The sequence below is a fragment of the Paenibacillus suaedae genome (genome assembly GCF_032337355.1).
Taxonomy (GTDB): Bacteria; Bacillota; Bacilli; order Paenibacillales; family Paenibacillaceae; genus Paenibacillus_B; species Paenibacillus_B suaedae.
Map to the genome: position 1 here is coordinate 512,496 of NZ_JAVYAA010000004.1, position 17,805 is coordinate 530,300.

At 49.3% G+C, this 17,805-nt stretch carries 17 protein-coding genes; 13 read left to right on the forward strand and 4 right to left on the reverse strand.

All coding sequences use genetic code 11. From position 1 onward, the window contains the following. Window positions 1-91 precede the first annotated feature (91 nt). Together pfkB and RQP50_RS19255 are read right to left on the reverse strand one after the other, a co-directional pair. Window positions 92-1,024: a 1-phosphofructokinase gene (gene pfkB / locus RQP50_RS19250; RefSeq protein WP_315746403.1), complete on the reverse strand. Its 933-nt coding sequence runs from the start codon at window positions 1,022-1,024 to the stop codon at window positions 92-94. A 20-nt stretch (window positions 1,025-1,044) separates the two neighbouring features. Then, window positions 1,045-1,914 carry a class II fructose-bisphosphate aldolase gene (locus RQP50_RS19255; protein ID WP_315746404.1) on the reverse strand — a complete coding sequence of 290 codons (870 nt, stop codon included), beginning with the start codon at window positions 1,912-1,914 and terminating at the stop codon, window positions 1,045-1,047. Between the two features lie 90 nt (window positions 1,915-2,004). Here RQP50_RS19255 and RQP50_RS19260 point away from each other — a divergent pair, with 90 nt between their 5' ends. The 9 genes from RQP50_RS19260 (at window position 2,005) to RQP50_RS19300 (ending at window position 11,737) form a co-directional block, all read left to right on the forward strand. Beyond that, window positions 2,005-3,063: an SIS domain-containing protein gene (locus tag RQP50_RS19260; RefSeq protein ID WP_315746405.1), complete on the forward strand. Its 1,059-nt coding sequence runs from the start codon at window positions 2,005-2,007 to the stop codon at window positions 3,061-3,063. Between the two features lie 141 nt (window positions 3,064-3,204). Further along, the gene (locus tag RQP50_RS19265; protein ID WP_142545407.1) at window positions 3,205-3,996 is read left to right on the forward strand and encodes a DeoR/GlpR family DNA-binding transcription regulator; all 792 of its coding nucleotides are present in this window, start codon (window positions 3,205-3,207) and stop codon (window positions 3,994-3,996) included. Between the two features lie 525 nt (window positions 3,997-4,521). Continuing rightward, window positions 4,522-5,004, forward strand: coding sequence for a PTS sugar transporter subunit IIA (locus RQP50_RS19270; RefSeq protein WP_072730533.1), 483 nt, complete (start codon window positions 4,522-4,524; stop codon window positions 5,002-5,004). Between the two features lie 93 nt (window positions 5,005-5,097). Beyond that, a complete protein-coding gene (locus RQP50_RS19275) occupies window positions 5,098-5,358 on the forward strand; it encodes an HPr family phosphocarrier protein (RefSeq protein ID WP_021252247.1) in 261 nt (86 codons plus the stop codon). Between the two features lie 42 nt (window positions 5,359-5,400). Beyond that, window positions 5,401-7,134 carry a phosphoenolpyruvate--protein phosphotransferase gene (gene ptsP, locus RQP50_RS19280; protein WP_072730532.1) on the forward strand — a complete coding sequence of 578 codons (1,734 nt, stop codon included), beginning with the start codon at window positions 5,401-5,403 and terminating at the stop codon, window positions 7,132-7,134. A gap of 250 nt (window positions 7,135-7,384) precedes the next feature. Continuing rightward, a complete protein-coding gene (glcT, locus tag RQP50_RS19285) occupies window positions 7,385-8,242 on the forward strand; it encodes a glucose PTS transporter transcription antiterminator GlcT (protein WP_072730531.1) in 858 nt (285 codons plus the stop codon). 207 nt (window positions 8,243-8,449) lie between these two features. Then, window positions 8,450-9,901, forward strand: coding sequence for a PTS transporter subunit EIIC (locus tag RQP50_RS19290; protein ID WP_072730530.1), 1,452 nt, complete (start codon window positions 8,450-8,452; stop codon window positions 9,899-9,901). 285 nt (window positions 9,902-10,186) lie between these two features. Beyond that, a complete protein-coding gene (locus RQP50_RS19295) occupies window positions 10,187-10,885 on the forward strand; it encodes a helix-turn-helix transcriptional regulator (protein WP_315746406.1) in 699 nt (232 codons plus the stop codon). Between the two features lie 45 nt (window positions 10,886-10,930). Then, entirely contained in the window at window positions 10,931-11,737 is an 807-nt protein-coding gene (locus RQP50_RS19300; protein ID WP_315746407.1) for a J domain-containing protein, read from the forward strand. 104 nt (window positions 11,738-11,841) lie between these two features. On the opposite strand, the gene RQP50_RS19305 is transcribed toward RQP50_RS19300, so the two are convergent. Then, on the reverse strand, window positions 11,842-13,158 hold the full coding sequence (locus RQP50_RS19305) for a glutamate-1-semialdehyde 2,1-aminomutase (RefSeq protein ID WP_021259938.1): 1,317 nt from the start codon (window positions 13,156-13,158) through the stop codon (window positions 11,842-11,844). A gap of 15 nt (window positions 13,159-13,173) precedes the next feature. Then, entirely contained in the window at window positions 13,174-14,208 is a 1,035-nt protein-coding gene (locus RQP50_RS19310; RefSeq protein ID WP_072730527.1) for an LCP family protein, read from the reverse strand. A 181-nt stretch (window positions 14,209-14,389) separates the two neighbouring features. Here RQP50_RS19310 and RQP50_RS19315 point away from each other — a divergent pair, with 181 nt between their 5' ends. The 4 genes from RQP50_RS19315 to bcp all read left to right on the forward strand — a co-directional run bounded on the left by RQP50_RS19315 (window position 14,390) and on the right by bcp (window position 17,740). Further along, window positions 14,390-15,511 (forward strand): ABC transporter ATP-binding protein, encoded by a 1,122-nt coding sequence (locus RQP50_RS19315; RefSeq protein WP_142545413.1) that lies wholly within the window; start codon window positions 14,390-14,392, stop codon window positions 15,509-15,511. Then, window positions 15,504-16,298, forward strand: a complete 795-nt coding sequence (locus RQP50_RS19320) for an ABC transporter permease (protein ID WP_315746408.1) — start codon at window positions 15,504-15,506, stop codon at window positions 16,296-16,298. Before RQP50_RS19315 ends, RQP50_RS19320 begins: the two co-directional genes overlap by 8 nt. Window positions 16,299-16,303: 5 nt before the next feature. Beyond that, the gene (locus RQP50_RS19325; protein ID WP_315746409.1) at window positions 16,304-17,089 is read left to right on the forward strand and encodes an ABC transporter permease; all 786 of its coding nucleotides are present in this window, start codon (window positions 16,304-16,306) and stop codon (window positions 17,087-17,089) included. 171 nt (window positions 17,090-17,260) lie between these two features. Next, window positions 17,261-17,740 carry a thioredoxin-dependent thiol peroxidase gene (gene bcp, locus RQP50_RS19330; protein WP_315746410.1) on the forward strand — a complete coding sequence of 160 codons (480 nt, stop codon included), beginning with the start codon at window positions 17,261-17,263 and terminating at the stop codon, window positions 17,738-17,740. Window positions 17,741-17,805: the final 65 nt, after the last annotated feature.

Sequence of the window (17,805 nt, forward strand, 5' to 3'; positions counted from 1 at the left end):
GGTCGTGCTGCGACTGTCTCAGTTGACAGTGCCCACGACCGCTCTAACGTTTTGCGATAGGATAAATTAAGCAATTAAGAAAGACATGTAACTAAGAAAAGCAGGTAACCTGTATGTCACGTAGAAGGGATTCCACGTCAGACAGCTTCACCATACCGGCTGAAGGCATAAGCGCATTCGCTGTACCGCAAGCGGCGCCAAGCTTCAGCCTCTCTTCAGAAGAGCAGCCGCGACAATCTGCGACGACGAGTCCTGCAACCATAGAGTCTCCGCTTCCTACAGCATTAATGGCCTCTACGCGCGGGATGGATACGCCATACAATCTCCCATCACAGCCTGCCAGAGCACCTCGCTCGCCAAGGGAGACGATCACATTGGAAATACCATCCTGCATGAGCTGCTGAACGGCTCGTACGATCTCGTCCTCATTGTCTGCAGAACCACCCGTGAGCTTCGTAACTTCATGCTCGTTTGGTTTAATCAAGTAAGGCTTGCTCTGGATGCCTGCGATCAGTGCATCGCCACTCGTATCCAAGATCGGAATCGCGCCTTGGCTTCGCGCGATCTGAATCAAGTTGGCATATAGATCTGTGTCGCATCCCTTCGGCATACTGCCAGAGAAGACCACATGAGAAGAACGAGAAGCAAGCTCTTCGATCTTAGCCTTCATGGCCTCAATCGCTTCCGGTATGATCACAGGCCCAGCTTCCAGCAGCTCCGTCTGCGAGCCTCCTACGGGATCAATAATGTTCAGACAGAGTCGGGATTCTCCGGCCACGGAGAGGAAATCTGCCTGAATACCTTCCTGACGAAGCATATCCACGATAGCCATGCCATTGTAGCCGGCCACGAATCCAGTCGCCGTCACTTCTTCTCCTAATGCATGGATGACGCGAGCGACATTGATCCCTTTGCCTCCTGCCGTAGCAAGTGTCTCATCAGCCCGATACAGCGCATTACTGCCGAATCCGGGAATGTAATAGGTCTTATCAATAGCCGCATTAAGGGTAACAGTTGTAATCATCTTCAATCCTCCAGCCGCGATTAGCGAACGGCGCTAGCCTTCCCGATGCAGCCCGCCATTTCCATCTTGCGGATTGCCAGTTCCTTCACCGCTTGCTTCGCAGGCACCATATATTTGCGTGGGTCATTCTCATCTGGGTTCGCTGTGAACACATCTTTGATCGCGTTCGAGAAGGCGATGCGCAGCTCTGTTGCGACGTTCATCTTACCCATGCCCAGCTTCACGCAGCGCTTCACCTGCTCCTCAGGAATACCGGAGCCGCCGTGCAGTACGAGTGGTACGCTAACTTGCTTATAAATTTGCTCTAGGCGATCGAAGGCGATTTTCGGTTCGCCTTTATAAATGCCGTGGGCAGTTCCGATAGCAGGAGCCAACGTTGGAACAGCTGTCGCTTCTACGAATGCCACGCATTCTTCAGGTACAGCCAGACGCGCATCCTCCTCCTCGACGACAATGTCATCCTCCACGCCGCCGACCTTGCCCAGCTCCGCCTCGATATTGACGCCAGCAGCAAGTGCTACCTTCACGACCTCTTGTGTGCGGCGAACGTTCTCTTCATAAGGATGCATGGAAGCATCAATCATAACAGATGTATAGCCTGCACGGATACATTGAACGAGCAGTTCATAGTCTGTGCAGTGATCCAGATGCAATGCGATGGGTATAGAAGCTTGCTTCGCTGCTGTCTGAGCGGCAGCTACAATATATTCTGGTCCTAGATGCTTTACGGTTCCGACTGTTGTCTGCAAGATAAGCGGTGTATTCGTCTCTTCTGCTGCTTCCACAACCGCTTGCAGCATTTCCAGTGTATGTACATTAAATGCAGTAATTCCGAATCCTTGTTCACGTGCAGCTTGGAGCATGGATGTAGAGCTGATAAGATGTCCCATTTCCGTAACCTCCTGCATATAAATGATTGAAACAATCAAAATAATGATTTATAATTTCATTAAGTTGATTATAAGGGAGGAATTTGTGATATGTCAAACCATCTTGATACACATACGTACCGGGAAATCAGCGATCAAGCGGCGGCGCTGCAAGCGGCTTGGGATCAGCTGCACAATCAGAAGGATTGGGTAGATCAATATATAGGAAACGATCAATTTGAAGAGGTTGTATTCATTGGTTCTGGGTCTTCTTGGTACCAAGCAATGACAATGGCGGCAACATACCGCAAGTGGACAGGAAGAAGTGCAGCTGCACATCCGTCCTCTGATCTGTTCTTGTTCCGCGAGCAGACGGTGACGCCATCGAAGAAGGTGCTGCTTGTGGGTGTATCTCGTTCCGGCGAATCCCATGAAGTGATTCTGGCGCTGGATTCCGTCAAGGACTTGACGCATTGGACAACATGTGGCATTACTTGTCATCCGAACAGCAAGATGGCGCAAATGACGCCATGCCTTGTATCTCCGCTAGGTGCTGAGAAGAGCACAGTTATGACGAAATCGCTCAGCAGCATGACGTTCATGATGCAGGCGGCAATTGCACTGGGTGCAGGACGGACGAAGGAATTGTCCGAGCTTGAGGGAGTATTGCAATCCAGCAGTGCCTTCGTTACAATGGCGGATGACACGACATCTGCGTGGGTGAAGAGCAATCAATTTGATAAGACGATTTACTTGGGTATGGGCGCATTGTATGGATTGGCATTGGAAGCTTGCCTGAAGCTGAAGGAAATGACCTACACGTGGACAGAAGCATACGGCACATTGGAATTCCGCCACGGGCCGAAGTCGATTGTTGAGCCAGGAACGCAGATTGTGCTCCTCTTATCGGAGAGTGCACGTGCTTACGAACTCAAGGTAGCCCAAGAAATGAAGGCATACGGGGCGAAAGTTGTCATTGTAACAACGCAAGCGGGTGCGGACACCGTATTTGCAGACAAGGTCATTGAGCTTGGCCATGTGGACGCAAGCGACGAAGCGCGTGCAGTGCTGTACCTGCCTTTTGTTCAATATAACGGATATTACACAGCGCTCAAGCGGGGCTTGAATCCGGATGATCCACGGAACTTGACGCAGTTCGTATCCATTTAAAGTAGAACGAGCCGTTCAGGCTAAGCATCAAGGTTGCAGGAACAGATAGCAGCTCGCACCTTTGCTTTAGGATCGCGTTTCTTCATAAAGAGAAGCAAGCCCCGACACAGGTATGATTATGGAACGGATGGAGTGTAAGTTATGAGTGAATCGTTATCCAAGGGTGAATTGCGACGCCAGCAAATCCTGCAAGTCATGAAGCAGAATGGACGCATCACGATATCAGAAATCATAGATCGGTTCGAATGTTCGGAAGCTACGGCCCGCCGTGATTTGGATCTCATGGAGCGCAAGGGGGAACTGATCCGCACAATTGGTGGAGCGCTGCTTGAAGGGCCAGGCACGGTAAGAGAAATTTCCTTCGACGAGAAGCGTCAATTGCTGTGGCTGGAGAAGGAAGCGATCGCAAGACGAGCCTTGGAATTCATTGAAGAAGGCGACAGCATCTGCTTGACTGGGGGAACGACAACATTCCTGCTGGCTCGGCTATTGAAGCAGCGCCAAGGGATTACCGTTGTAACCAATGCAGTCAATATTGCGATGGAGCTGTCCGATTGTGAGGGAATTCAAGTTGTTGTCATCGGAGGCGTAATGCGCAGCAACAGCTTCGAGCTGTGCGGGCCATTAGCAGAACGGACGATTGAACATTTGAATATTGAGAAGCTGTTCATGGGAATAGACGGGTTCTCAACAACGAAAGGAATCACCACATACTCCGAGCTGGAAGCACAGACGGCCCGCATGCTAATGCGCCAAGCGCAGCAGACTTTCGCGGTATTCGATCATACGAAGGTGGGCAAAGCATCGTTATTTACAGTGACTACTGTAGATGGGCTTACGGGATGCATAACGGACAGCCTATTGCCGGACGATATGGTCAGCACCTTGCAGCAGATGGGGGTATCTTGCTATTATGCGGGGGACGAACAGTAATCGGCTAAACCCAAGTATGTTAAGGGTGGAGTAAGAATGGAAAACTTGTGTCATATGCGGTTTGAAACGTTTTTTCCAGTGCTGCGTATGATATGCAATATGATGTAATCATCAAATAAACACCCAATTATGTGGTGCAAATGTGGATATAGTGGGTATATTTGTATTGTAACCATGGCGAATCGCAGACGGTATGATTTGTATCCAGAACGCACATCTTATGGATACCGCATAACTCAGCAGCCACTTGAGGATGGACGAATCGACTAGATTTCACCAACAGTCCGCTCGCTTGCATCCCGCGCAACCACCATGATACAATGGGTGTGAATCTTTACACATGAAATTAGCGTGTTACTAGTGCGACTAGGCATGAGCTAAGCGGCCGTTCACGGGGTGAACTGCATGCTTTAGCGCATGCCTTTTTATTTTCTCATAAGAGAAATTGGATTTTTTTGTCGGTTATCACAACAACCACAATGACGGACGAAAGTTCACATGGTTAAATACAAGGAGGAACTCAATATGTTTGGTTTTGGTAAAAAGAAAAAGAAAATTTCCATTACAGCACCGATTACAGGTCAAGCAGTACCTTTGGAGCAAGTTCCAGATCCAGCATTTGCACAAAAAATTATTGGTGACGGAATTGCTATAGAGCCAACAGAAGGTGTATTTATCGCTCCATTCGACGGTCACGTCGTGCATTTGATCGATTCTCATCATTCCTTGGTGCTTGCGCATGAATCCGGCTTGGAACTACTCGTTCACATCGGTGTGAATACCGTATCCTTGCAAGGAAAACCGTTCAAGCCACATGTGAAATCCGGCGACAAAGTGAAAAAAGGCCAAACGCTTATCGAGTTCGATATTGCACAAATTAAAGAAGCTGGCCTTCCTGTTGTAACACCAATTATCGTAGCAAACGGCGACATCGTTGCTGAGCTGAAAGCGAACACAGGCAATGTAAAAGCAGATTCCGATGAATTGATGGAAGTTGTATTGAAATAGATGGTTTAGAACTAAGTTCTAAACTAAGTTCTAAACTAAGTTCTGAATGAGAGAAGCAACACATTCTACTACTACCGAAAAGAGGGCATAACAATGGAAAAACAATTTACAATTAAAAATCCACAAGGTATCCACGCTCGTCCAGCGGGTGCAATCATGAAGAAAGCTGCTGAATTCGCAGGAGAGCAAATTACAATCGAATTCAACGGCCGCAAAGTAAGCGCAAAAAGCATCACTGGCGTATTGACGCTCGGTATGAAAGCTGGCGACACAGTAACAGTATCTGCTGAAGGCGATAAGGCTGCTGAAGCAGTTGAGGCAGTAGGCGCAGTAATCGAATCCGTATTGGACTAATAGAACGTAATCATTAACGCGGAAAAAGGAGTGGAGGAACCGATGCTACTTCAAGGTATTCCAGCTGCATCCGGTTATGCCATCGGCCAAGCATTCATCCTGGAGCATGATACATCTGAGGTTGAGCGCAAGCAGGTCGATGATGTACAGGCAGAAGCAACTCGCTTGCAGACAGCTGTACAGCAGGCTATGAACGAACTGGAGCAGATTAAAGAAGACACAGCGAAAAAATTAGGCGAGCATCAAGCTGAAATCTTCGCTACACATATCCTTGTATTGCAAGATGAAGAGTTTGTTGGGCAAGCGATTGAGAAGGTTCGCAGTGAGAAGGTAAATGCAGAGTTCGCTCTTTCGGAAGTGACTCAGCAGCTGGTCGACATCTTCAGCAGCATGGACAGTGAATATATGCGTGAGCGTGCAGCGGACTTCCGCGATGTGAGCAAGCGTGTACTCGGTCTATTGTCCGGCAAGAAATCTGTTTCTCTGAATGACTTCGAAGAGGCAGTTGTGCTCTTCGCGCATGACTTGACTCCTTCCGATACAGCCCAGCTGGATCGCAGCAAGGTAGCAGGCTTTGCGACGAACATTGGCGGTCGTACTTCCCACTCGGCTATTATGGCACGCTCGATGGAGATCCCTGCGGTTGTTGGCTTGCAGGACGCTACATCTACAGTGAAGAACGGCGACATGATCATTCTCGATGGTTCAAGCGGCATTATCCTGATCAATCCAGATTCGGATACGATTGCAACTTACCAAGAGAAGAAGGTGAAGTTCGAGAAGCGTCAGGAAGAGATGAAGCTGTACAAAGACAAACCTTCGATCACAGCTGATGGCCATGAGGTTGAACTCGTGTCAAACATCGGCAACCCGCAAGATGCGCTTGGCGCACGCAACAACGGTGCTGAGGGTGTAGGATTGTACCGTACAGAATTCCTGTACATGGGTCGTGACAACTTCCCATCTGAAGAGGAACAATACAACTCTTATGTTGCCGTATGTGAAACACTTGGAACGGAGAAGCCAGTCGTGATCCGTACATTGGATATTGGCGGGGACAAGGAGCTGCCTTACTTGCCGCTTCCGAAGGAAATGAACCCATTCCTTGGATACCGTGCGATTCGCTTATGCTTGGATCGTAAAGATCTGTTCAAGACACAGCTTCGTGCGATCCTTCGTGCAAGCGCCAAAGGCAACATCAAGCTGATGTACCCAATGATCTCTACGCTGAGCGAGCTTCGCGAAGCAAATGCGATTCTGGCAGAGACGCAAGCAGAGCTGGATGCAGAAGGCATTGCGTACAATAAAGAGATGGAAGTCGGCATGATGATCGAGGTACCTGCTGCTGCGATTATTGCAGATCAATTGGCGAAGGAAGTTGACTTCTTCTCTATCGGTACGAACGATTTGGTACAATACACGATGGCTGCTGACCGGATGAATGAGCAAGTATCCCACTTGACTCAGCCATTCAACCCAGCAGTACTGCGCTTGATCAAGATGGTTATCGATGCTGCGCACAAAGAAGGCAAGTGGGCTGGCATGTGCGGTGAAATGGCTGGCAACCTGAAGGCTGTTCCGATCCTGCTCGGTCTTGGTCTTGATGAATTCAGCATGAGTGCAAGCTCTGTACTTCCAGTACGTGTACTGCTGAGCCGCTTGAACCGTGAAGAGATGCGCAAGCTAGCGGAAGAAGCGTTGATGCTGGAGACGGCTGAAGAGATTCAAGTTATGGTCGTTGACCGTGTATCGGCAGTTCAAGAAATGTCTATCTAATAGTAACGAATGTGTTGCAGTCGGGTGAGGATAAGCTCCTTTCCCGGCTACCTCATCGTTTACATATGTGTCAATAAAATTACAAATAAATAATATTCTGCAATAATTCTACATATTCGACAAAATTAGATTTATTCGTTGACATTGAATGTAGATTCACCTAGAATGAATGTTGTAGTTGACGCACGAATCGAAAACGTTTCCAAAACGTAATCTTCCATGTGTACGCTCAGGGGAAAGGAGCCTTACTTTGTCAGAACAACGTCGCTTTGAAATCGTACGGTCATTAAGCAACAATGTCGTATTGGCAAACGATGTGTTGGCTAACAAAGAAACCATCCTTATGGGGAAAGGGCTCGGCTTTGGGGCAAAACCCGGAGGTTCTTTGGAGACGAGTGATACACGAATCGAGAAGACCTTTGTGATCGAGGACAAACAGCATTTATCGCAGTATCAGATGCTGCTTGGTCAAATTGATCCTGAAGTCATTGTCATTTCGGAGAAGATTATTTCGATCGTATCGGAGCAGTTGACGCCGGATTTGAACGAGCATATTCATCTCGCTTTGCCGAGCCATATCGAATATGCGCTTTATCGTCTCCGCAACAATATAGCGATTGAGAATCCGTTTCTATGGGAGATTCGCACATTGAACCCGAAGGAATTCGAACTCGCGTCTCAAGCAGCTGAGCTGATTAATAAGACGTTTGATGTAGAGGTGCCGGAGGATGAGATTGGTTTCTTGACGATCCATATTCAGTCTGCGGTTGCCCATGTCCCTGTCGGGAACTTTGTTCAATACAATCATCTTCTGAAGGATTTGGTCGCTCTCATCGAACGCGAGCGGGGCAGGGTCATTCCGAAGGATAGCATTGATTATTTACGATTAATTACGCATTTGCGCTTTGCGATGGAACGAATTCGCCAGGGTGATGCCACGAAGAATCCATTCCGAGACAACTTGAAGGAAATGGCGCCTTACGAATTTAGTGTCGCACAGAAATGTGCGGACTTGATGTCGAAGAAGCTGGAGATCGAAATACCCGAAGATGAAACGGCGTACATCGCAATGCATTTATATCGTTTATTTCATAAAGACTCAGAATAACGCTGGACAAGCGTGTTACTAGTTCGACTAGGCATGAGCTTGCTGGGGGATAACATCTAATTTTTTGGATGTCGTCCCGTCGCAAGCTCATGCCTTTTTTATATTCTCTAATGCGCTTACATTTTGGCGGAGGAGATGACAGATCATAGCATAAATTTTTGACCTTTTATCCATACTTTACTTATTCACCACAAGGAGGAACGACATATGCTAGCCTTTTTGCAAAAAATTGGTCGTGCATTGATGCTTCCGGTTGCAACTCTGCCGGCGGCGGCGATTCTGCTTCGCTTCGGTCAAATTGACTATGTGAAAGATTTTCACTTGGGGGATACGGTCGGCGGGTTCTTGAACCAATACATCGCCCCATTCCTTGATGCAGGCGGATCTGCAATTTTTGATAACCTAGCACTATTGTTCGCAATCGGGGTTGCGATAGGCTTTGCCGCAGACGCGGTTGCTGTTCTGGCAGCAGTTATCGCACATATGATTTTGCTGAAAGTGCTGACAAAGATTCCGGCAGCTTTTACATTCATTCCAGCTGATATGAAGCTGGACATGGGGGTTATCGGAGGTATCTTGGCTGGTTCCATTGCAGCCTTCATGTACAACAAATATCATAATATCAAGGTTCCAGATTGGCTCGGCTTCTTCGGCGGCAAACGCTTCGTGCCGATTGTCACTTCAGCTACGATGATCTTGATTGCGATTCCATTCGGTATCGTCTGGGGTCCAGTCCAAACAGCGCTTGATTCCTTCGGCAACTGGATCGTATCGCTTGGTGCGGTTGGTTCCGGGGTGTACCTGACAGCGAACCGACTTCTCATTCCGTTTGGTTTGCACCATGTATTGAATGCAATTCCTTGGTTCCAGCTTGGAACATTCACGGACGCAGCTGGCGAAGTATGGCGCGGCGATATCGCTCGCTTCTTCCATGGCGACATGACAGCTGGCGGATTTATGACAGGTTACTTCCCGATCATGATGTTCGCGCTTCCGGGTGCTGCGCTCGCTATTATTCATACAGCGAAGCCAGAGAAGCGCAAGGCGGTTGCATCGCTCTTCGTCGGAACCGCGATTGCATCCTTCTTGACAGGTATTACAGAACCGATTGAATTCGCGTTCATGTTCGTAGCGCCTGTATTGTTCGTCGTTCACGCAATCTTGGCTGGTATTTCCGGCTTCGTCATGGCAACGCTCGGCGTACGCCTTGGATTCGGCTTCTCGGCAGGATTTATCGACTATGTGTTGAACTTCCCGCTTGCGACTAAGCCACTGATGCTTATCCCTGTAGGTCTTGTATACTTCGTTGTTTACTACGTCTTGTTCCGCGTCCTCATCAAGGTATTGAACCTGAAGACGCCTGGACGGGAAGATGACGTTGAAGGCGAAGGCGCCAAGACTGAAGCTGGCGGCGGCAATGCAACACTGCAAGAGAAGGCTGTGAAAGTGCTGGGGATGATTGGCGGCAAAGACAACATCATTGTAAATGAAGCCTGCATCACGCGTCTTCGCTTGACGCTGAAGGATGATAGTGTAGTGGATGAAGCTGGTCTGAAATCCCTCGGTGCAGCAGGCGTCATGAAGCTTGGCAAGGGTAACGTTCAAGTTGTATTCGGAACGCAGTCCGAGCTCTTGAAGGAAGAAATTAAAAAGCTGTAAGCAGCAGTGTTTAATAGACACTGTCACATAGGCATGATGGCAAGGCAGAAAGCCAGCGGATTTGTTCCGCTGGCTTTTTTCGTATGTCGAAAAAAGAGGGCGTTAAAGGAGAAGGTATAATTGTTTACGGAAACAAAGTTGATCCAAGGCAAAATGTTTTCTATACTATACGTGCATCCATAGGAACTCCAACCGCTGTTCCAGACCGAAGGATAAGGAGATGGTGGAATTGGGACAAAGGAAAATGATAGACCAGCAGCACCTTCGAGTTAGGGAGGCTGGACGATGACGATTACGCAGCAAGCCAATATGATTAATCATCCAGCCCGTCGGAATATTTTATTGTTTTTGAAGCAGCAAGGAACAGTCGGGGTGCCAGCTATCGCGGGACATCTTCAACTGACGGCTATAGCCGTTCGCAGGCATTTATATGCGCTGCAAAAGGGCGGGTATGTACATGCTCATCTGATTCGTCAGCAGCTAGGAAGACCTACCTATGAGTATAGTCTGGCTGACAAGGCAAGCATGTTGTTCGTCAGTGCATATGATGCGCTGATCATCGATATTCTTGAGCAATTGCAGGAGCGATCCGGTGAAGATACGGTGGAGCAGCTATTCCATTATCGCAGGCAGAAGTTGGAGAAGCGATATGCTCCGTTATTGAATCAAGCAAGCTTAGAGGAGAGAATCTGTGCATTAGCAGCATTACAGGACAAGGAAGGCTACATGGTTAGATGGGGAAGATGTGAGGATGGCAGCTATTGGCTGGAAGAGGCCAACTGCCCGATCTCCCAAGTTGCGGTTCAATTCGGTTCTCCTTGCAGATGCGAGCAGTCGATGTTTGCCGCGGTGCTTCAAGCGGATGTTGACCGGACAGAAAGTATTGTGGAAGGTGGCACGAGATGTATGTTCCGTATCGCTGAGCCGGATCCAGGGGAACTGTGTGAATTGTCTGAACCGGAATGTAAGGATACAGGCATCTGAGCATGAATGGATTTAGCGTGGTTGCAGCTTGCTGGGGAAAGGAGAATGATGATGAAGCGGAAGGTTGATCAAAAGGATGTCGGGGCTGAGACATCAGTCGGGATCGAATGTAATGAAAGTAATGAAGCTATTGAAGTTACTGATCCTTATTTGATTTCCATCGTGAATGCATTAGAGCAGTTGACAGAGTCTTGGTCTGCTAAGCTGAAGAACGGCGGCATTAAGCTTCAGTTTGCCGTTCAGATCGGCTCCAGCCTGAGTGTAATCCAACAGGAATGGCTAATGGAGTTCCTTCAGGACTTTCATGTTCGTGATCAGGAAATGTCTAAGGTGCTGCATGCCTTTGCCACCGAGATACCGGAATGGGCGACCCGGCAAATTCTTCAGCTCTTTCGCAAAGCGGAGCGTGTGAAGGCTGTACTAATTGCTCGGAATGATGTTATGGACCAGCTTGAACAGCGAATGAGGCAAATGGAGTACGACTTCTGGCAGGGCATGCTTCCTACAGATGAAAATGAGCTGGAGCATGTGCTTTCATCATGGCAGCGGGAGCTGGCCGCATGGGAGGAAGAGGCATCTCGCGAGAGGAATACATACAACCGCACTTATGGAGACAGCTCGCGTTCATCGGTGAACGCACCCTCTGCCGGTAAGGATTTGACCTTTCATACGATAATTGGTGTCCCTGAAGAAGCGGATGCGAAGCAAGTGAGGAAGCAGTCCCGCAAGCTGCTGCGGGTGCTGCACCCTGATCACGGTGGAAGCGCGTATTTGTTTACATGGGTAAAGGAAGCGTACGATGCGTATCAAGCGAGCCGGATTCGCCGTGAAAGTCCAACTGCAAGATGGTAAATATAAACGCCCCGCCCTGTGCTTATCACATAGGGAGGGGCTCTGTACTGTATATAACGTTTCTATTTTAGAAAATAGGGTCAGCTACTCGTCTCTTCGTACAACTAGCCTCTCATGCGGCGGAACGCTTCATGCGCAGCTTCAATCGTACGCTCGATGTCTTCCGCGGTATGCTCGGTAGTCAGGAACCATGCTTCGTACTTCGAAGGCGCAAGACAGATGCCTTGATCGAGCATATGACGGAAGAATGCGCCGAACGCTTCGGTATCCGTCTCTTGTGCTTCTGCATAATTCGTGACTGGATGATCGCAGAAGTGCGTCGAGAAGGAGCCGCGAATGCGGTTGATCGTAAGCGGCACGCCATAACGGTCAGCGCCTTCTTGAATGCCGTTCGTCAAGCGGATTGCCAGCTCCTCCATTTGCTCGTATACGCCCTCTGCTTGCAGAACCTCCAAGCACGCAATGCCGGCTGAGATTGAAGCAGGGTTGCCTGCCATTGTGCCTGCTTGGTATGCAGGGCCGAGCGGAGCAACTTGTTCCATGATGTGCTTGCGTCCGCCATAGGCACCGATCGGCAGGCCGCCGCCAATGATTTTGCCCATCGCTGTCAAGTCTGGCTCAATGGCTGCAAAGTCAGGGAAGGCGCGGTAAGTCTGCGCCGAACCATAATGGAATCGGAATGCGCTGATGACCTCATCATAGATAACGAGCGCCCCGTATTCGCGAGCGAGCTTGCACAAGCCTTCAAGGAAGCCTTCTGCAGGCATAACCATGCCGAAGTTGCCGACGATTGGCTCAACCATAACGGCTGCCACATCGTCTCCCCAATGCTCCAGTGCTTCCTTCAAGCTGTCCAGATCGTTGAATGGAACGGTGATTACTTCGTTAGCAATGCTGGATGGAATCCCTGCGCTGTCTGGAATACCAAGCGTAGAAGGGCCAGAACCAGCTGCAACGAGCACGAGATCCGAATGCCCATGGTAGCAGCCAGCGAATTTGATGATTTTCGTGCGCTTCGTATAAGCGCGGGCTACGCGAATTGTCGTCATAACAGCTTCGGTACCCGAGTTGACGAAGCGTACTTTATCCATAGACGGAACAGCTTCCTTCAACATGCGAGCCAGCTTGATTTCCAGCTCGGTCGGCGTTCCGTACAAGGTACCGTTCTGCGCAGCGCGAACGATTGCCTTCGTAACATGGGGGTGGGCATGACCTGTAATGATAGGGCCATAAGCAGCCAAGTAGTCAACATAGCGGTTGCCGTCTACGTCCCAGAAGTAAGCGCCTTGTGCGCGTTCCATGAAGACGGGGGCGCCGCCGCCGACCGCTTTGAATGAGCGGGAAGGGCTGTTGACCCCACCGACGATATGTTGAAGCGCTTCTTCGTACAGTTGTGCAGAACGGTTGCGATTCGTAGTCATGTAGATGAATCCCCTTTATTGTGAATTAGTTTCAGATACGGATTGCGTGACATTCACTTCCAAAGCTTTTTGAATGTATTGCTTCAGCTTATCGTCGTCAATGACCCGGAGCACGGCAGCGTTGTTCACTCGTGCATCGGTGACATTGTCCATCGGCGGGAGCTGATGACTCTGCCCAATCGAGCTGTCGTAGCCAAGCGCGGCCAGCTTCACGATGTCATCGGCTGATAAGTTTGTCTCGACATAGGGCGACACTTCCCTGATAAGAGAGGGGAGCTGCAGCAGGTTCCAGGTTGATTTGAGCTTGTTGGCTAATGCCCCGAGCAGATCGCGCTGCCGCTGGGTGCGAGCATAATCGGACATCGCATCATAGCGGAAGCGGGCGTACATAAGCGCCGTTTCGCCATTTAGCAGCTGCTTTCCTTTTTTTAAATCAATATCGTATTGATGCTTATCTGCCTTGCTCGTATATTTCATATCCTTCTCCACTTCAAATTCCACGCCGCCCAGCGCGTCAATCAACTTGATAAATCCGACGAAGTCTGTATACACATAATATTGAATGTCCAGTCCTGTCAAGTCGCTTGCAGTCTTCATAGCCAGCTCCGGTCCGCCATAGGCGAGCGCCGCATTGAGGCGATCCTTGCCAAAGCCAGGGATGTCAACGTATGTATCCCGCAAGAGGGAGAATAAGTTGGCGCGCTTCGTCTTCGGATCGAAGGAGGCGAGCAGAATAGAGTCTGACCGTGGGACTTCGTTAGCCTCCAGTCCGCGAGAGTCTCCGCCCAGCAGTAATATGTTGACTCTCTCTTCTCCCTGCCATTTGGGAGGCTCTATGTCGACCTTCTCTGGCACGCGATGTACGACGGGGGTGAAGCGAGAGGCTTCGGGCGGCTTCTGCAGACTGTCCAAGCTGCTGTACATGGACCACATATAATAACCGGCACCAGCCAGAAGGAATACACAAACAGAAATAAGGGCATGCTTCCAATACTTTTTCAACATATGGATCGTCCTTTCCGCATCCGGCGGCAAAGCGGCGAGAGTCATGATGTCGAATCCGGTGCATTCAGCATTCTTTCAAGTCGACCTACGTGCTATAGTAAAGGTTATGGGCAAATGCTCCGCATCTTGTCTAATCAATTATAGAATTTTTACAGAATCGAATCAATTGAATGACTTGTACCCGCGTAACGGGTCGGTGACCAGGGAAAGGGTGACAGAAGTATATATGAACGCTATTGACGTGCGGGATTTGCGCAAAACGTTCCAGGTACAGAAAAATCGCGATGGACTTAAGGGAGCGCTCCTTGATTTATTCAAGCGGGAATATAACGAAGTAATGGCAGTGAAGGATATCTCCTTCACGATCCCACAAGGGGAAATATGCGGATATATTGGGGAGAATGGTGCAGGCAAGTCGACGACAATCAAGATGCTGACTGGCATTCTTGTGCCAACCTCCGGTGATATTCGTGTGAACGGATTTATCCCGCATAAGGAAAGAGAGAAGTTCGTGCAGGGCATCGGCGTCGTCTTCGGGCAGCGGAGCCAGCTGTGGTGGGATATTGGGGTCATTGAATCCTTCCGGCTGCTGCGCAAAGTGTATCGCGTCTCTGAACATGATTTCAAGCAGCGGCTGGATGAACTGGTTGAGCGTCTTGCCTTGCAGGAGCTGTTGAACCGCCCGGTACGGAAGCTGAGTCTCGGACAGCGCATGCGCTGTGAATTGGTGGCATCCCTGCTGCACCGTCCTTCTGTGCTATTTCTGGATGAACCAACGATTGGACTCGACATTGTCGTGAAGACGGAAATTCGCGAGTTCCTGAAGCAGCTGAATGCAGAGCATGGAACAACGATTTTGCTGACTACTCACGATTTGCAGGATATCGAAGCTCTATGTACGCGTGTCATTATGCTCGATGATGGACGCATTATTTATGACGGCGGATTGGACACGCTCAAGTCGACGTGGGGCAAGGGACGAGAGGTCCGTTTCCAATTTGCGAAGCCTATGCGAGCAGGTGATGTTGAGGCGCTTACGTCCGGCCTTGATGTGGAATGGACAGTTGAATCTCCTTATGAAGCCGGAGTTCTTGTGCCATTTGCCACGAATGTATCGGATGTAATAGGGCGAGTGGTAGGCGGTGCATCGATATCGGATTTGAGCATAATTGAGACGAATACCGACGATATCGTTCGTGAGATTTACAAGGCGGGCACGGCGGAGAAGCCGGAAGGACTGAGCCCTCTCTTGGCTATGCAGGCGCAAGAGTCGAAGACAGAAGACCTTGAATACAAGGAAGAGAACGACAAGGAGAAGGAAGAGAAGGAAGCGGTGACTCATGGCTAGCGCATATCTTGAATTTATCCGCATTCGCTTCCTGTTGATGCTGGCTTACCGTGTTAATTACTATTCCGGCATTCTCATCTATACGCTCAACATTGGCGTGTATTATTTCACCTGGCAAGCGATCTACGGCGGACAAGGAACACTTGCAGGCTTTACGGCTGACCAGATGACGACCTACATCGCGGTATCTTGGATGGCGCGCGCCTTTTACTTCAACAACATGGATCGTGATATTGCCATGGAAATTCGAGATGGCAGCGTAGCGATCCAATTTATTCGGCCTTACAACTACCTATTCGTCAAGCTGATGCAGGCGTTCGGCGAAGGCTTGTTCCGGCTGCTGCTCTTCATGGGGCCGGGTATGGTTATCGCATGTGTTCTTTTCCCGGTGAAACTTCCGCAAGATCCGAAGCAGTGGGCGGTATTCGGCGTCATGCTGTTCATGAGCTTCCTGATCAATTCGCAGTTGAATATGCTGACAGGATTGACGGCCTTTTTCATTGAAAATAATGAGGGCATGATTCGTATGAAGCGGGTTGTCGTCGATTTGTTCTCTGGTGTTATTGTACCGATCAGCTTCTTCCCAGGCTGGCTGCTCGTGTTGAATGAATGGCTGCCATTCCAAGCGATCACATATTTGCCGAGCTCTGTATTTACAGGCAGAGTGGCGGGCGATCAAGTGTGGGCGGCGCTCGGCATCCAATTGCTGTGGGCGGTAGTGCTTGTTATTCCAATTGTGCTGCTGTGGCGTTCCGCGCGCAGACGCTTGTTCGTGCAGGGAGGTTGATCACGATGTATTACTTCGGACTTGTTAGTGAGTATTTGAAAAACTATATTAAAACACGCCTTACCTATCGTGCAGACTTCTGGATAGAGATCGCATCGGATCTACTTTTTCAGGTCACGAATTTAATCTTCATCTTCATCGTCTTCATGCATACGCCAACATTGGCTGGCTGGACGCGTGATGAGATGGTGTTCGTCTATGGCTATTTCATGATTCCATATGGCATATTCAGCTGCTTCTTCAATCTGTGGGGGTTCAGTGAGCGATATATCGTAAAAGGGGAAATGGACCGGATATTGACACGTCCAGCGTATAATCTATTTCAGATTCTCCTTGAAAATGTAGATCCCCCCTCCATTATCGGATCTATCGTCGGTGCAATCATGATGGGCATTTGCTGGAACAGGCTTGGTCTCGACTTCGGCATCATGGAGCTGCTCATGCTGTTCGTGATGCTGATCGGATCGGTGATGCTGTACTTCGGCATTTATTCTGCACTAACATCGATTTCATTCTATTCGGATGCGCCGACAGGCATTTTGCCGCTCGTGTGGAACATTCAGAGCTACGGTCGTTATCCGCTAACGATCTACAATCGGTTCATTCAAGTGCTGCTCACATGGATTCTGCCGTTCGCATTTGTGGGCATCATACCTGCCTCTTACTTCATGGAGGGCAAAGGATTGCAGCAGATGGCGCTCCTGACTCCGGTTGTGGGAGTTATCTTCTTCGCCCTTGGGTTAACGCTGTGGAACATCGGTGTTAAGCGATACCGCGGGGCAGGATCATAATCGAAAAGGTTGTCGCTTTCCAAGCCAGCAATGGGTTTGGAAGGCGATTTTTTTATACAAAGGGGAGAAAATTAGAATCTAAGCCTCGTCGTTTTTGAAAAAAAGAGTGGGGGATGATAAGCTTAATGCAATAGAACGGCAGTCTTGGCTGCCGGGAAGGAGCCTCAAACAATGACACAATCCACTCAAGTTGAACTTGGACAAGTTATCCCTGACTTTACGCTGCCGGCATCTACCGGACAGGACGTGAAGCTGAGCAACTACCGGGGCAAGAAAGTCGTGATTTATTTCTATCCGAAGGATATGACGCCAGGCTGCACACAGGAGTCATGTGATTTCCGTGATTATCATGGAGACTTTGAGAAACATGGCGTTGTTGTGCTTGGCATTAGCCCAGATCCGATCAAGTCGCATACCAAATTTATTGAGAAGCACAGCCTGCCATTCACGCTGCTGTCTGACACGGAGCATGAAGTAGCGGATCTGTTCGGAGTATGGCAGCTTAAGAAGATGTACGGCCGCGAATATTACGGCATTGTTCGCTCGACCTTCCTCATTGATGAAGAAGGCAAGCTCATCAAGGAATGGCGGAGCGTCAAGGTGAAGGGACATACGAATGAAGTGCTGGAAGCGGTACGCGAGCTCGTATAACGTCATCTATATAGGAAGGGCTGTCCCCATCAGGGGATCACAAATGAATAAGTCCCGCAAGTAAG

Coding starts and splice junctions, on each gene's coding strand:
- pfkB (WP_315746403.1), bottom strand. CDS start 1,024: ATGATTACAACTGTTACCCTTAATGCGGCTATTGATAAGACCTATTAC.
- RQP50_RS19255 (WP_315746404.1), bottom strand. CDS start 1,914: ATGGGACATCTTATCAGCTCTACATCCATGCTCCAAGCTGCACGTGAA.
- RQP50_RS19260 (WP_315746405.1), top strand. CDS start 2,005: ATGTCAAACCATCTTGATACACATACGTACCGGGAAATCAGCGATCAA.
- RQP50_RS19265 (WP_142545407.1), top strand. CDS start 3,205: ATGAGTGAATCGTTATCCAAGGGTGAATTGCGACGCCAGCAAATCCTG.
- RQP50_RS19270 (WP_072730533.1), top strand. CDS start 4,522: ATGTTTGGTTTTGGTAAAAAGAAAAAGAAAATTTCCATTACAGCACCG.
- RQP50_RS19275 (WP_021252247.1), top strand. CDS start 5,098: ATGGAAAAACAATTTACAATTAAAAATCCACAAGGTATCCACGCTCGT.
- ptsP (WP_072730532.1), top strand. CDS start 5,401: ATGCTACTTCAAGGTATTCCAGCTGCATCCGGTTATGCCATCGGCCAA.
- RQP50_RS19290 (WP_072730530.1), top strand. CDS start 8,450: ATGCTAGCCTTTTTGCAAAAAATTGGTCGTGCATTGATGCTTCCGGTT.
- RQP50_RS19295 (WP_315746406.1), top strand. CDS start 10,187: ATGACGATTACGCAGCAAGCCAATATGATTAATCATCCAGCCCGTCGG.
- RQP50_RS19300 (WP_315746407.1), top strand. CDS start 10,931: ATGATGATGAAGCGGAAGGTTGATCAAAAGGATGTCGGGGCTGAGACA.
- RQP50_RS19305 (WP_021259938.1), bottom strand. CDS start 13,158: ATGACTACGAATCGCAACCGTTCTGCACAACTGTACGAAGAAGCGCTT.
- RQP50_RS19310 (WP_072730527.1), bottom strand. CDS start 14,208: ATGACTCTCGCCGCTTTGCCGCCGGATGCGGAAAGGACGATCCATATG.
- RQP50_RS19315 (WP_142545413.1), top strand. CDS start 14,390: ATGAACGCTATTGACGTGCGGGATTTGCGCAAAACGTTCCAGGTACAG.
- RQP50_RS19320 (WP_315746408.1), top strand. CDS start 15,504: ATGGCTAGCGCATATCTTGAATTTATCCGCATTCGCTTCCTGTTGATG.
- RQP50_RS19325 (WP_315746409.1), top strand. CDS start 16,304: ATGTATTACTTCGGACTTGTTAGTGAGTATTTGAAAAACTATATTAAA.
- bcp (WP_315746410.1), top strand. CDS start 17,261: ATGACACAATCCACTCAAGTTGAACTTGGACAAGTTATCCCTGACTTT.